The 14,070-nt window shown below is 73.5% G+C and carries 10 protein-coding genes; 5 read left to right on the plus strand and 5 right to left on the minus strand.

The genetic code is table 11. The features are described 5' to 3' along the window. A partial coding sequence (locus tag M5362_RS28190) for an ATP-binding protein (RefSeq protein WP_260230622.1) occupies positions 1-2,103 on the plus strand: 2,103 nt, incomplete at its 5' end. 110 nt (positions 2,104-2,213) lie between these two features. Here M5362_RS28190 and M5362_RS28195 read toward each other — a convergent pair. Beyond that, on the minus strand, positions 2,214-4,487 hold the full coding sequence (locus tag M5362_RS28195) for a PP2C family protein-serine/threonine phosphatase (RefSeq protein WP_260230623.1): 2,274 nt from the start codon (positions 4,485-4,487) through the stop codon (positions 2,214-2,216). Positions 4,488-4,642: 155 nt separating this feature from the next. Here M5362_RS28195 and M5362_RS28200 point away from each other — a divergent pair, with 155 nt between their 5' ends. Next, on the plus strand, positions 4,643-4,969 hold the full coding sequence (locus tag M5362_RS28200; RefSeq protein WP_260230624.1) for a DUF3040 domain-containing protein: 327 nt from the start codon (positions 4,643-4,645) through the stop codon (positions 4,967-4,969). Positions 4,970-5,011: 42 nt separating this feature from the next. Next, on the plus strand, positions 5,012-7,129 hold the full coding sequence (gene ligA, locus M5362_RS28205; protein WP_260230625.1) for an NAD-dependent DNA ligase LigA: 2,118 nt from the start codon (positions 5,012-5,014) through the stop codon (positions 7,127-7,129). Positions 7,130-7,215: 86 nt separating this feature from the next. On the opposite strand, the gene M5362_RS28210 is transcribed toward ligA, so the two are convergent. Then, positions 7,216-8,592 carry a serine hydrolase gene (locus tag M5362_RS28210; RefSeq protein ID WP_260230626.1) on the minus strand — a complete coding sequence of 459 codons (1,377 nt, stop codon included), beginning with the start codon at positions 8,590-8,592 and terminating at the stop codon, positions 7,216-7,218. Positions 8,593-9,169: 577 nt separating this feature from the next. Here M5362_RS28210 and M5362_RS28215 point away from each other — a divergent pair. Both M5362_RS28215 and M5362_RS28220 read left to right on the plus strand, forming a co-directional pair. Then, the gene (locus tag M5362_RS28215) at positions 9,170-11,068 is read left to right on the plus strand and encodes an NAD-binding protein (protein ID WP_260230766.1); all 1,899 of its coding nucleotides are present in this window, start codon (positions 9,170-9,172) and stop codon (positions 11,066-11,068) included. 85 nt (positions 11,069-11,153) lie between these two features. Further along, positions 11,154-12,431 (plus strand): cytochrome P450, encoded by a 1,278-nt coding sequence (locus tag M5362_RS28220; RefSeq protein WP_260230627.1) that lies wholly within the window; start codon positions 11,154-11,156, stop codon positions 12,429-12,431. Positions 12,432-12,435: 4 nt separating this feature from the next. On the opposite strand, the gene M5362_RS28225 is transcribed toward M5362_RS28220, so the two are convergent. From M5362_RS28225 to M5362_RS28235, 3 genes are all read right to left on the minus strand, one after another. Continuing rightward, on the minus strand, positions 12,436-12,681 hold the full coding sequence (locus M5362_RS28225; protein WP_260230628.1) for a hypothetical protein: 246 nt from the start codon (positions 12,679-12,681) through the stop codon (positions 12,436-12,438). A 62-nt stretch (positions 12,682-12,743) separates the two neighbouring features. Further along, positions 12,744-13,220 carry an NUDIX domain-containing protein gene (locus M5362_RS28230; protein WP_260230629.1) on the minus strand — a complete coding sequence of 159 codons (477 nt, stop codon included), beginning with the start codon at positions 13,218-13,220 and terminating at the stop codon, positions 12,744-12,746. 23 nt (positions 13,221-13,243) lie between these two features. Further along, complete coding sequence (locus tag M5362_RS28235; protein WP_260230630.1) at positions 13,244-13,978, minus strand: D-Ala-D-Ala carboxypeptidase family metallohydrolase; 735 nt, start codon at positions 13,976-13,978, stop codon at positions 13,244-13,246. Between the last annotated feature and the right edge of the window lie 92 nt (positions 13,979-14,070).

Raw genomic sequence — 14,070 nt, forward strand, 5'->3', positions numbered from 1 at the left:
ACCCGGCAGGTCCGCGCCATCGCCGAGGTCACCAGCGCCGTCGCCGAGGGCGACCTCACCCGCTCCATCACCGTCGAGGCCCCCGGCGAGGTCGGCGACCTCAAGGACAACATCAACGCGATGGTCGAGTCCCTGCGCGCCACCACCCGCGCCAACGAGGAACAGGACTGGCTGAAGACCAACATCGCCCGGATCGCCGGCCTGATGCAGGGCACCCGCAGCCTTCCCGACGTCGCCGAACTGATCATGACCGAGGTGCCGCCCCTGGTCTCCGCGCAGTACGGCGCCTTCTTCCTCGCCCGGCACGACGAACGCGGCACCGAACTCGTCGTGACCGCCTCCTACGGCGCGTCCGACGACCCCGACGACCCGCCCCGTCGCTTCCGCCTCGGCCAGTCACTCGTCGGCCAGGCCGCCCGCGACCGGCGCACCCTCGTGGTGGAAGGGGTGCCCGCCGGATACGCCACCATCGCCTCCGCCGCCGGCTCCGGCGACCCCGCCATGCTCGTCATCCTGCCGATCGTCGTCGAGGACCAGGTGCTCGGCGCCGTCGAACTCGCCTCGCTCCGGCCCTTCACGGACATCCACCGCGACTTCCTCGAACAGTTCGTCGACACCGCGGGTGCCGTCGTCAGCTCGCTCGTCGCCAACCTCCGCACCGACGAACTCCTCGGCCAGTCCCAGCGACTGACCGACGAACTACGGTCCAGCTCCCAGGAGTTGCAGGCCCGGCAGCAGGAACTCCAGCGCTCCAACGCCGAACTGAAGGAGAAGGCGGCGCTCCTCGCCGAACGCAACAAGGACATCGAGTCCAAGAACCTCGTCATCGAACAGGCCCGCCAGGAACTGGAGGCGCGCGCCCACCAGCTCTCCCGGACCTCCATGTACAAGTCCGAGTTCCTCGCCAACATGAGCCACGAGCTCCGCACCCCGCTCAACAGCCTGCTGATCCTCGCCCGGTTGCTCGCCCAGAACCCGGAGCAGAACCTGACGGACAAGCAGGTCGACTACGCCGAGGTCATCCACTCCGCCGGCTCCGACCTGCTCCAGCTGATCAACGACATCCTCGACCTGTCCAAGGTGGAGGCCGGGAAGATGGACATCCGGCCCGAACGGTTCGCGCTCCACCAGCTCCTGGAGTATCTGGAGGCGACCTTCGGACCGGTGGCCGACGAACGCGGGCTGACCTTCTCCGTCACCGTCTCCTCCGACGTACCCGAGGAACTGACCACCGACGAGTCGCGACTGCGGCAGATCCTGCGCAACCTGCTCTCCAACGCCCTGAAGTTCACCGACGAGGGCGCGGTGGAGCTGAGCATCGAGTACGCGGACGACGGCGAAGCGCCCGCCGCGCTGGGCGGGGCCGGGCCCGTGCTCGCCTTCCGCGTCAGCGACACCGGTGTCGGCATCCCCGCCGAGCGGCTCGACGGCATCTTCGGCGCGTTCCAGCAGGGTGACGGAACCACCGCCCGCCGCTACGGCGGTACCGGACTCGGACTCTCCATCAGCCGCGAGGTGGCCGGGCTGCTCGGCGGCGCGATCGATGTCCACTCCACGCCCGGAAGCGGCAGCCGGTTCACCTTCTACCTGCCCGCACCGCAGCCCGCCCCGGCGGGAGCGCGCGCCACGGAGCCGGGGGCGTCGTCCCGGACCGGCACCGGCCGGGACACGGCCGACGGAGCCTCCGGAGCCCACCCCGCCGGCCGTCACGACCCCCGGACGGCCGGACGCACCGTCCTCGTCGTCGACGACGACGTACGCAACGTCTACGCGCTCACCGAAGTGCTGGAACGCCACGGCGTCCAGGTGCTCCAGGCCGACAGCGGCGGTGCGGGCCTCGCCCTCCTGGAGAGGCACGACGAGGTGGAACTCGTCCTCATGGACGTGATGATGGCGGGCATGGACGGCTACGCCACGACCGAGGCGATCCGCGCCCTTCCCGGCCGCGGACGGCTCCCCGTCATCGCCGTCACCGCCAAGGCCATGCCGGGCGACCGGGCGCGGGCCCTCGCCGCCGGCGCGAGCGACTACGTCGCGAAGCCCGTCGACGCGGACGAGCTGATGGTCAAGGTCCGCCAGTGGCTGGCCGCCACCGCCTCATGAACCTGCTCCGTGGGCGCGACCTGTGACGGGGCCGGACCCGAGACCCGGCCGCCGTCTCGTGTCGTCGTCCGTGGCCTGGCCCCGCGCCCGGACCCGAGACCGGGCCGCCGTCACCGTACGAGCACCGCGACGATGCTCGTGTCGTCGTCCGTGTCGCCACCGGCGCCCGCGAGCAGCCGCTCCACCTGCTCGTCCGGTGCGTAGCCGCTGACCAGCTCCGCCTGCGCGGCGAGCCGTGCGAGCCCGTCGTCCAGGCCGTCGTGGCGGCGCTCGATCAGCCCGTCCGTGTAGAGCAGCAGCGTGTCGCCCGGCCGCAGCGAGACGCGCCGCTCCTCGTACGCGTACGAGGGCACCGCGCCCAGCAGGACGTCCTGTGGCGGCTCGATCAGCCGCGCCGCACCGTCGCGAACGAGCACGATCGGCAGGTGGCCCGCGTTCGACCAGACCAGCACCCGGTCCGCCGGGTCGTAGAGCGCGCACACCGCCGTCGCCGTCGGGTGCCCGCTGGTGCGCAGCGTCACCTCGTTGAGCCACTCCATCAGGCGCCGCGGCGATTCGCCCGTGCACGCGAGCCCCCGCTGGGCGTTGTGCAGCGCCACCATGCCGGTCACCGAGTCGATGCCGTGCCCGGCGACGTCCCCGACCGCCACAAGGACCTTCCCGCTGGGCAGCGGCTGGACGTCGTACCAGTCACCGCCCACCCGGTACTCCTCGGCCGCGGGCCGGTACCGCGCCGCCACCACGAGGCCCGGGAACTCCTGCAGATCCGGGACCTCGGGCACGATCGCCTGCTGCAACTGCTGCGCCATCTGGTGCCGCAGCTCGGCCCGGGTCTGTACGGCCGTCAGCTGGTCGAAGGTCGCGGTCAGCGCCGCCTCGGTGCGGCGGCTCGCGGACACGTCCTGGTACACCCCGGCGAACCCCGTGACCGAGCCCGCGTCGAGGATCGGCTCCGCCGCCACCCGGACATGGCGGACGGCCCGGTCACCGAGCACGATCCGCAGCACCGCCTGTGCCCCGGTGCGCCGCTCCATCAGCGCCGTGAGCAGCTCCGTCAGCGCTTCCCCGTCCTCCGGGTGCACCAGACCGCGAAGCCCGAGCAGGGGTACGGGGGGCTCGTCACGGTCCCGGCCGAAGAGGGCGTACGCCTGCTCCGACCAGACCGTCGCGCCGCCGGTCAGGCTGTCCTGGAACAGCGCCACGCTCTGGAGCCGGGAGACCGCGCGTTCCGACGCGAGCCCCGCGTCGGTGGCCGCGTGCCACAGCACGACCACGCGCTCGTCCCCGGCCGGCAGGACCCGTACGTCGAGGAGCGGCGCGGTGTCCTCGTGCCCCGAGGGCGCCGACGCCGGGAGCCGGGCCACACGCTGGGTGCGGGCCGTCCGGTGGGCGCGCCGCACCAGATGGGCGATGTCCGCGTGGACCCGGGGGAGCGCGAGCGGCAGGGAACGGCCCTCCGCAGCGGGCCCTCCGCCGAGCGCCGCCACGGCGTACTCGTTGAGATGCTCGACCGTCGGCGACGACGTGACGTCCACCCGCAGCAGCATCGCCGGATGGGTGAGCGCGTCCAGGAGGTCCACGAGGGCAGGAGCGGACGACGAGGAGGAGTCGGCGGCGTCGAGGACGGTGCCCGCCACCTCGGTCAGGCCCACCAGGGCCCTGCGCAGGGACTCGTCGAGGGGCGTGGGCCCCGCCCAGGCGACCAGGGCGAGGCCGACCGTCGCGCCGCGCAGCCGCAACGGCAGGACGGCCCGCGCCGCGTGGGGCGCGGGGCCCGGCAGCACCTCCCCGGCCTCGGGGCCGGCGTCCAGCCAGACGGGCTCGCCGTCGGAGAGGACCGACCGGAAGGCCGGCGGGGCCGCGGGCGGGATCCACTGCCAGGCCGCCGCCTCCGCCGCCCCGACGCCGGCGTGCCCGGCCAGGCGCAGACAGCCCCACGCGTCGCCGCGCCAGAGCCACAGGCTCTCCGCGCCGAGCGGGGCGAGCCCACCTTCGAGCAGGGCGTGTGCCGCCTCGCCGACCGTGTCCAGCGTCTCGGCCGCCGCGGCCGCCCGCCGCGCCCGGCGCTCGTCGGGGGTGCTGAAAACGACGGGGGCCGCCGGCGCGGGCTCCGCTCGCGCGGGAGCGGCCGGTCCGGCGCCGGACGGTCCCGCGACCCCGTTGACGATGTCGGCGGAGAGGTCCTCGACACCGAGGCCCGTCGCGTGGGAGAGGGCGGTCAGATGCTCCGCGGCGTCGGCGGGGGAGGCGCCGAGCTGGGCGGCGAGAACGCCGGTGGCCAGATCGACCAGATGGCGGCGGGTGAGCTCCGCGCGCAGCCGCCTGTTCTCGGCCGAGAGGCCGGTGGTGCCGGGGTCCTCGGACCCCGCCGCAGACGTCGTCACGACTCCTGCCGTCCCCTCCACCAGGTGGTTGCGCGGAATGATCGCATTCGCTCAGGATTCTACCGTTCCACGCCTGGGTCGGGGCGTGTCCGATCACTCTGTGCGGGTACCCGTAAGGCGGAAGGATTCGGCGTCCGTGTGGGAGGTGTCCGGCGATGGACGAGGTCCGACTCTCACGGCGCGAGCTGCGCGCGCTGGCCGAGATCGAGCAGGCACTGAGCGCGGACGTGGCGCTGGAACGTGGACTTCGCGACCCGCGCCGGAAGGGCGCCCACGCGCAGGGTCCGCCGCGCCGTTCGGCGGTCGTGGCCGGCGTCCTGCTGGGCATCCTGTCCCTCGCCCTGCTCACCCTCGCGGTCGTGACCGGCGAGCCCGCCTTGATCTGGGCCTTCGCGACCGTCTGGGTGATCACCCTGTCCTGCCTGCTGCGCCTGGTCGTCCGCTGGTCCCGACAGCTGAAGCCGCAGTCCTGGCCCCTGTGACGGCGAGGGCCCGTTGTCAGTGGTGCCCGGCACGATGGACACATGACGACGACTCCGGTTCTCGCCGATGCCGCCGCGTACGCGCGTGCGGTCGAGGACGCCCAGCAAGCCGCTGCCGCCTACTACGCGGGCGGCACCTCCGCGCTCGACGACGACGCGTACGACCGCCTCGCCCGCGCGATAGCGGCCTGGGAGGCAGACCACCCCGACCAGGTCCGGAGCGATTCCCCGACCGGCAAGGTCGCCGGCGGCGCGGCCACCGGAGACGTGCCGCACACGAGGCCGATGCTCTCCCTCGACAACGTCTTCTCGGCCGAGCAGTTCACCGCCTGGACCGCGTCCCTGGAGCGCAGGATCGGCCGCCCCGTCGAGCGGTGGAGCGTCGAGCCCAAGCTCGACGGACTCGCGATCGCCGCGCGGTACGAACGAGGGCGGCTGGCGCGGCTCGTCACCCGGGGCGACGGCACGGCCGGGGAGGACGTGTCGCACGCCATCGGGACGATCGTCGGGCTGCCGGAGCGGCTCACCGAGCCCGTCACGGTCGAGGTACGCGGCGAAGTGCTGATGACCACCGAGCAGTTCGAGGCCGCCAACCCGGTCCGCGTCGCCCACGGCGGCGAGCCGTTCGCCAACCCCCGCAACGCGGCGGCGGGCACCCTGCGCGCCAAGGACCGTCCGTACAGGGTCGAGATGACCTTCTTCGCGTACGACATGCTGCCCTTGGACGAGGCGGGCCAGGAGGGCGAGAGCACCGTCGGGCTCGACGGGTCGGCCCACAGCGAGCTGCTCGCCCGGGCCGTCGCCCTCGGACTCCACACCTCGGGCGCCACCGCCGTGCCCGGCCGGATGGTGACCGGTGTGACGGAGGTCCTCGCCCGGGTCGAGGAGATAGCGGCCCTGCGGGCGGAGCTGCCGTTCGGGATCGACGGCATCGTCGTCAAGGCCGACCTGGCCGCCGACCGCCGCGAGGCGGGCGAAGGCTCCCGCGCGCCGCGCTGGGCGATCGCGTACAAGCTCCCGGCCGTGGAGAAGGTCACCCGGCTCCTCGCCGTCGAGTGGAACGTCGGCCGTACGGGCATCATCGCGCCCCGCGCCGTCCTGGAGCCGGTCGAGATCGACGGCAGCACCGTCACCTACGCCACGCTGCACAATCCCTCCGACATCACGCGCCGCGACCTCCGCCTCGGTGACCAGGTGATGGTCTACAAGGCGGGCGACATCATCCCGAGGGTCGAGGCGCCCGTCGCCCATCTGCGGACCGGCGAGGAGCAGCCCGTCGAGTTCCCCGAGGCCTGTCCCCAGTGCGGCTCGGAGATCGACCGCAGCGAGCAGCGCTGGCGGTGCGCACGCGGGCGGAACTGCCACCTCGTGGCCTCCCTCTCGTACGCGGTCGGCCGCGACCAGCTCGACATCGAGGGGCTGGGCGGGAGCCGGATCGTCCAGCTCGTCGAGGCCGGTCTCGTCGCCGACGTGGCCGATCTCTTCACCCTGACCCGCGAGCAGCTGCTCGGCCTGGAGCGCATGGGCGAGACCAGTGCGGACAATCTGCTCGCCGCTATCGCGGGCGCGCGCACCCGGCCGCTCGCCCGCGTGCTCTGCGCGCTGGGCATCCGGGGCACGGGCCGCTCCATGTCGCGCCGGATAGCCCGACACTTCGCCACCATGGACGCAGTCCGGGCGGCCGACGCGGAGGCGATGCGGGGCGTCGAGGGCATCGGTGCGGAGAAGGCGCCGGTCATCATCGCCGAGCTGGCCGAGCTGGCCGCGGTCGTCGACAAACTGATCGCCGCCGGGGTGAACATGACCGAGCCCGGGGCGACCCCGCCGCCTCCGCCCGGTTCGGCCTCGGACACGGACGCCTCCGGGGCGGGCTCGGCCGAGGGCGCCGAGGCCGTCTCCGGCGCGGGCCCGCTCGCGGGCCTGGCGGTGGTCGTCACCGGAGCCATGAGCGGCCCGCTCGAAGCCCTGAGCCGCAATCAGATGAACGAGCTCATCGGGCGAGCCGGGGGCAGGGCCTCCTCCAGCGTGTCCAAGCGCACCGGTCTCGTCGTCGCGGGCGAGAAGGCCGGCTCCAAGCGGGCCAAGGCCGAGGAGCTGGGCATCCGTCTGGTGGACCCGGAGGAGTTCGCCGTCCTGCTCGGCGACTTCCTGCCGGCCTGACACACCGGGCGGGTGGTGCGCCGGTCGAGCGGCGTTCACCGGGGGTCTGTGGCGGGACACCCCGGTGAACGTCACCCCGGCCGCCGTCACAGCCGCCCGTCGCCCCCGCCGGCCGACCTGCGGCGCCAGACCCAGAGGGAGAGCGCGGCGCCGAGGGAGGCTCCCACCAGGGCCAGCGGCATGCCCGCCCAGGGGCGGGAGGGCACGTCCTCGCGGGGGACGGCCTTCCCGTGAGCGGTGAGCGCGGCCATGTCCTCGGACACCGCCGCCGGTCCCGTCCGCTCGCCCGAGGCGGACGCCCCGCCGGCCTCGGGGCCCGCCTGGGGCACGGTCTCCTCCGCCTCACCGGCGGGCTTCTCGGCGTTCCCCGCAGCCTTCTCCGCCTGTGCCGCGGGCGACTCCGCCTCCGCCTCGGGCTTCTCGGCGGACTTCTTCACGGGCTTCGTCACCGGCTGTTCCTGCGCCCCGTCCCGGGCCGGTACGGGGGCCAGGGAACCCACCGGCTGGACCCGTCCCGCCGCGTCGAAGCCCCAGTCGAGCAGCGTCCGGGCCTCTTCGTACACCGCACGCCCGCCGCCCGACTGGGGGTTCATCACCGACACCACCAGCGTCCGCGAGCCCCGCCGCGCCGCCGCGATCAGGGTGTTGCCGGCCCCGCTGGTGTAGCCGTTCTTCACTCCGATCAGCCCCGGGTAGCGGCCCACCCCGTCCTGGCCGGTCAGCAGCCGATTGGTGTTGCGGATGCCGTACGACCAGTCCCCCGAGGGGAAGTCCGCGTACCGCGTCGAGCAGTACCGGATGAACGCCGGATCCTGCAGCCCGGCCCGCCCGAAGATCGCCAGGTCGTAGGCCGAGGACACCTGGCCCGGCGCGTCGTACCCGTCCGGGGACACGACCCGGGTGTCGCGCGCCCCCAGCGCGCGGGCCTTCTCCTGCATCTGACGGGTCATGGACTCCCAGCCGCCGTTCATCGCCGCGAGCACCCGGACCGCGTCGTTCCCGGAGCTGAGGAAGACACCGTTCCACAGGTCGGACACCTTGTACGTGAACCCGGCCTGGACCCCGACCAGGCTGCTGCCGCTTCCGATCCCCTCCAGCTCGGACTCGGTGACCGTGTGCCGCTCCTCCTGATCCATGCGGGGGAGCGCGGTCACGGCGAAGAGCGTCTTGAGCGTGCTGGCCGGAGGCAGCCGCCGATGTGCGTTGCGCGCTGCGAGAACCTCGCCCGTGGAGGCGTCCGCCACCACCCAGGACAGCGCGGAGACGTCGGACGGCGCCTCCGGCGCGTTCGCCGTCCGCTGGACCTGGGTGCCCGAGCGGTACAGCCGGGCGGGATCGATGAAGCGTTCGGTGGGGGGCGTGGGTTCGGAGACGGTGGATGCCGTGGCCACCGGCGCGGGCAGCACGAGCAGCAGCGCAGCGGCACCGGCGGCAGCATGACGGACGGCTGACATGACGATCATTCAGCCACCGTAGGAAGGAGGGGCGGCGCTCGCAGATCGGAGTGCGCCGACCGGCGTACGGAGAGTGGCGTACGGGCGGTGTCGGGGGAAGATCGGTGAGGCAGGGGCGTTCGGCAGCCGGCCCGGACGCGGACGCGCCGACGCGATCTTCGGCAAGCCTTCGGGCAGCTTTCGGACGGCCTTCGCACGGCCTTCGCACAGCCTTCGGACGGGCCTTCAGGCGGCTGTCGGACGGGTTATCAGGCAGGGGTGCCAGCGCGCTGCCTACGGGCTTGAAGAGCAGGGTGCCGACCTGCTCCGTACGGGCTCTCAGGCAGAGTGCCCACGTGCTCCGTACGGCCCCGCACCCGCTCCCGGCCCGGCTCCGTACCCGGCCGTGGTGAGCGGCGGCCGGACTGTCGGAGGCACAGGGCATGCTGGTGACGTGTCCTCACTTCCGTACCAGAGCACGCCCGTTCCGCCGGAACCCGCGGAACGGCCGCCCGCCGTCGATCCCCCGGACGCGTCCCCGAACGCGCCCTCGGGCGCGCCCGGGTCCCGGGCCGACCGGCAGCCGCAACCCGCCCCCGTCGGCCACATGATCGTCTGCGGTGACGACGTGCTCGCCCACCGGCTCGCCAGCGAGCTCCACGACGTCTACGGGGAGCGCGTCACCCTGCTCGTCCCCGTGCGGAGCGACGCCCCGCAGCAGCCTTCCGGCCGCCGGGGGCGCGCCGCCTCGCTCTTCGGCAGAGTGACGGCCGTCATGACGCGTACGACCCCGGGAGAGCAGCGGGGAGCGCACGAGGGCCGCTCCGTCCGGGTGGTGGAGACGGCCGAGGTCGACGACGCGGTGCTGCTCGACGCGGGAGTGGAGCGAGCCGCCGCGCTCGCCCTCGTCCACGACGACGACGAGACGAACATCCGGGGCGCGCTCGCCGCCCGCCGGCTCAACCCGAGAGTGCGCCTGGTCATCCGGCTCTACAACCGCAAGCTCGGCCAGCACCTGGAGACGCTCCTCGACCAGGCCGCGGCCGTCGCCGAGCCCGGTCTCGACCCGGGGAAGCTGGACGCCGCCACGACCGTGCTCTCCGACGCGGACACCGCGGCGCCCGCCCTCGCGGCCACCGCCGTCGCCGGCACCAGCAAGGTCGTCCAGGCGGGTGGACTGCTCCTGCACGCCGTCGAGCGGAGCCCGGCCGCCCGTGGCGAGGTCGCCGACCCCGGTCTGTGCACGCTGGCCCTGCTCTCCGCGACCACGAACGACCCGGCCGGCGTCGAGGGCTCGGAGCGCAGCGGCGCGCAGGGGCCGCTGCTGCTCCCCGACGACGAGGCCGTCGCGGCGGCCCCCGGCCGGGGCACGGTCGCCCTCGAAGCGATCACCTACGCGGGCCCCACGCTGTCGGCCAAGCGGTTCGGGGCCTCCGTGCTGCCGGTCGGCTCGCTCTTCTCCCGCCGTCTGCGCTGGTCGCTCGCGGGCGTGGCCGCCGCCGTCGGCGCCATCGCCCTCGCGTCCTCACTCGTCACGGGCGAACACCCCCTGCACTCCGCCTACCTCACCCTCCTCGACATCTTCGCCATCGGGGACCCGGCCGTCGACGACACGACCGGCCGGCAGGTGCTGCAGATCCTCGCCGGATTCGTCGGGCTCCTTCTGATGCCCGTCCTCATGGCGGGCATCCTGGAGGCCCTCGGAACCTTCCGCACGGCGACGTCGCTGCGCCGCCCGCCCCGGGGACTCTCCGGACACGTGGTGCTCCTCGGCCTCGGCAAGGTCGGCACGCGCGTCCTCGCGCGACTGCTCCGGCTGAACATTCCCGTGGTCTGCGTCGAGTCCGACCCCGAGGCGCGCGGCATCGCCCTGGCCCGCCGGCTGCGCGTACCCACCGTCATCGGGGACGTCACCGAAGAGGGGGTGCTGGAGGCCGCCCGGATCCACCGGGCCCACGCGCTGCTCGCGCTGACGAGCATCGACATCACCAACCTGGAGGCCGCGCTCTCCGCCCGCTCCGTCAAGCCCGATCTACGGGTCGCGCTGCGGCTGTACGACGACGACTTCGCCACCGCCGTCTACCGCACGCTGCGTACCGCCCACCCCGAGGCCCTCACCCGCAGCCGCAGCGTCTCGCACCTGGCCGCGCCCGCCTTCGCGGGTGCCATGATGGGCCGCCAGATCCTGGGCGCCATCCCTGTGGAGCGCCGGGTGCTGCTCTTCGCGGCCGTGGAGGCGGCGGGCAATCCGTTCCTTGAGGGCTGGAAGGTAGCCGAGACCTTCCGTCCCGGGGCCTGGCGGGTCATCGCCCTCGCGACCGGTTCGGCGCCCCTCGGCAGGTACGCGGCGGGGCTCGTCTGGGAGCTGGACCCGGACCGCGTCCTGGGCGCCGGCGACCGCGTCCTCCTCGCCGCCACGCGCCGGGGGCTCGCCGAGATCCTCGGCCGTCACCCCCGGCCGCCGCGCCAGGGGAGCCCCGACTCCGTCCGCCACTGGGCGAGTTGACACCCGCGACGCCCGCCGCCCCGCGCCGTAGGATCTGACCGCTCAGGCGCTGCCTCGGTCCGTCCTCGTCTCCAGGAGTGTCCCGATGAATGCCACGCCGTACCGCCTCGACCCCGCCGGCGGCTGCCCCCACTCGGCCAACGCACGGCTCCTCGCTCAAGGAGCCGTGACCCCTGTGCTGCTGCCCGGGGAGGTCGAGGGCATGGCCGTGCTCGGTCACGACGCGCTGCGCGACTTCCTCGCCCATCCCGAAGTCGCCAAGGGCGCCCAGCACTTCACGGCGCTCGCCGAGGGCCGCATACCCGACGGCTGGCCCCTGCGCACCTTCGCCACCGTCCAGGGCATGACCACATCCGACGACGCCGACCACCGCCGGTTGCGCTCCCTCGTCAGCAGGGCCTTCACCGCCCGCCGGGTCGAGGCGCTGAGGCCCCGGATCGAGACGCTCACCGCCGCGCTCCTGGACCGGCTCGACGAGGCCGCCCGCGACAGCGCCCGCGAGCCCGCCCGCGACGGCGCCCGCGACGGCGCCGTGGTCGACGGGGGCGGCGTCGGCGTGGTCGACCTCCGCCGTCACTTCGCCCTGCCGCTGCCGCTCGGCGTCATCTGCGAACTGCTCGGCGTGGACGAGGAGTACCAGGACCGACTGCACCACCTCTCCAACCAGGTCGTCGCCACCGACATCGGCCCCGAACAGGCCATGGCCGCCAACCGGGAGCTCCTGGAGGTCCTCACCGCCATCGTCGCCGACCGGTCCCGCCGGCCCGGCGACGACCTCACCAGCGCGTTGATCGCCGCCCGCGACGAGGGCGGTGACCGGCTCAGCCAGTCGGAGCTCATCGGGACCCTGGTCCTGATGATCATCGCCGGCCACGAGACCACCCTGAACCTGATCACCAACGCCGTACGCGCCCTGTGCGCCCACCGCGACCAGCTCGCCCACCTCGCCGCCGGGCGCGCCGACTGGTCGGCCGTGGTGGAGGAGACCCTGCGCTGGGACAGCCCGGTCAGCTACTTCCCGTTCCGCTACCCCACCCGCGACCTGACCGTCGACGGCACACTCATCCCCAAGGGCACACCGGTCCTGGCCGCCTACTCGGCGGCCGGGCGGGACACGAAGGCCCACGGCCCGGACGCCGAGCGCTTCGACATCACACGTGTCGCGGCCAAGCACCTCTCCCTCGGCCACGGCGCCCACTACTGCCTGGGTGCGCCGCTCGCCCGCATGGAGGCGACGATCGCCCTGGAAGCGCTCTTCACCCGCTTCCCCGACCTGGACCTCGCCGTCCCCGAGGGGGAGCTGGTCCGGCACGCGAGCTTCGTCGGCAACAGCGTCCGCACCCTCCCCGTACGCCTGCGGTAGTCCCTCACCCCGTCCGGCCGAGGTCGCCCGCGGGGGAGGCGCGCAGGGCCGAGACCAGGCGCAGCAGATGCGCCTCGTTCCCGGAGAGCCCCGCCGCGCGCAGCGCCTCGTCGGCCTCGGCCATGGGGTGGGTGAGCATCGCCGCCGCGTAGGGCACGAGGTGCGGGTCGGTCAACACGGCCTGTGTGGACTCGAGCAGACGAAGGTACGCCTGGGCGGCTGCGCGCTCACGGACGGTGATCGTGGTCATGTCGGGCTCCCTCTCGACAGGTTGGCGGCCTCCACCCTCTCGTACGGGTCTGACAATCGGGGTCAGCGCCGCCCGTCACGCCATGCGGCGAGCCGTTCGAGGAAGACCCGCTGGCCCGCCACGAGGAGCGGAGCAGCCGCCTCCGGGGCGAACCACCCGACCCGGTCGATCTCCGGGAACTCCTGCTCGGCGCCCGAACCACGCGGCCACTCCATGGTGAACGTCCCCGGCACGATCCGGGTCGGGTCGAGATCCGCCTCGACCGCCCAGATCGTGACGGTCTTTCCGTTCGCCTGCCTCGCCTCGCCGAGGTCGATCCGTTCGCCGTCCGGCGCCGGCAGGCCGAGCTCCTCCTCGAACTCGCGGCGGGCGGCGGCCTCCGGTGTCTCCTCGGGGCCGTACTCGCCCTTCGGGATCGACCAGGCCGCCACGTCCTTGGACGACCAGAAGGGCCCGCCCATATGGCCGATGAGCACCTCGAAGCCGCCGTCGGCCGTTCCGCGGAAGAGAAGGAGCCCAGCACTGCGCTTGTCCGGCATAGCGCCCAGTGTCGCCGAGCGGATCAGATTCCGCAGCTGCTCGCCGACCAGAAGCGCGCCGAGCGGGTGTCTACGTGGGCGTGGTCCCCGTGGCCCGGGTAGCCGGGGCCGAGGATCCCGTTGAAGCCGTGGTTGCGGGCCTGCTTGGCCAGCGTGCACAGCGACGGCGAGCCCGTCAGGTCGATGCCGTCGCCGTACAGATGACGGCTGTCGGAGGCACCTCCGACGGCCGAGTTGCAGGCACGCGAGCGGAAGCCGCTGCTCACCGAGATCGGTACGTCGCCCAGGGCGTGGCGCAGCGCCTCCAGCTTCCACATCGCGCGCAGGGCGTTGGACTTGGCGGTGGCCGCGCTGACCGCGCCGCCGGAGAAGTCGCCGTTGCACTTGTTGAGCTCGGCGTAGGTGAAGTGGACGGGCGTGCAGTCCGCGTCCTGCAGGGCGTACAGCTTCGCGAAGGTCGCGGGACCGGCGACACCGTCCGCGGCGAGCCCGTACGCCTGCTGGAAGCGGGTCACGGCCGCCTTGGTGGCGGGGCCGTAGTCGCCGTCGACGCCGAGGACGCCGCCGTAGCCGGGATAGCCGGCGACGCGTATCTGGAGCTGTGTCACGTCGGCACCGGACATGCCCGAGGACAGGGTGCGGCCCCAGGTGTAGCACTCGTCGGCGTGGGCGGTACCGGATGTGGCGACCGTGCCCGCGAGGGCGGCGACCACCACCATGAGCGTGGCGAGCAGGGATCTGACCATGCGCCGGGCCATGACACCTCCGTGTCGGAAGAGGGCGGGATCTCCGCCCGAATGATCGGTCATGAACATGACCACGAGGATGGGGCGGGGTGACGCGGCGGTCA

This window comes from Streptomyces sp. Je 1-79 (assembly GCF_025195125.1).
Taxonomy (GTDB): Bacteria; Actinomycetota; Actinomycetes; order Streptomycetales; family Streptomycetaceae; genus Streptomyces.

Excerpts from the sequence above, each read along its gene's own strand:
- M5362_RS28200 (WP_260230624.1), top strand. The coding sequence starts at position 4,643 with ATGGACGAGGTCCGACTCTCACGGCGCGAGCTGCGCGCGCTGGCCGAG.
- ligA (WP_260230625.1), top strand. The coding sequence starts at position 5,012 with ATGACGACGACTCCGGTTCTCGCCGATGCCGCCGCGTACGCGCGTGCG.
- M5362_RS28210 (WP_260230626.1), bottom strand. The coding sequence starts at position 8,592 with ATGATCGTCATGTCAGCCGTCCGTCATGCTGCCGCCGGTGCCGCTGCG.
- M5362_RS28215 (WP_260230766.1), top strand. The coding sequence starts at position 9,170 with ATGATCGTCTGCGGTGACGACGTGCTCGCCCACCGGCTCGCCAGCGAG.
- M5362_RS28220 (WP_260230627.1), top strand. The coding sequence starts at position 11,154 with ATGAATGCCACGCCGTACCGCCTCGACCCCGCCGGCGGCTGCCCCCAC.
- M5362_RS28225 (WP_260230628.1), bottom strand. The coding sequence starts at position 12,681 with ATGACCACGATCACCGTCCGTGAGCGCGCAGCCGCCCAGGCGTACCTT.
- M5362_RS28230 (WP_260230629.1), bottom strand. The coding sequence starts at position 13,220 with ATGCCGGACAAGCGCAGTGCTGGGCTCCTTCTCTTCCGCGGAACGGCC.
- M5362_RS28235 (WP_260230630.1), bottom strand. The coding sequence starts at position 13,978 with ATGGCCCGGCGCATGGTCAGATCCCTGCTCGCCACGCTCATGGTGGTG.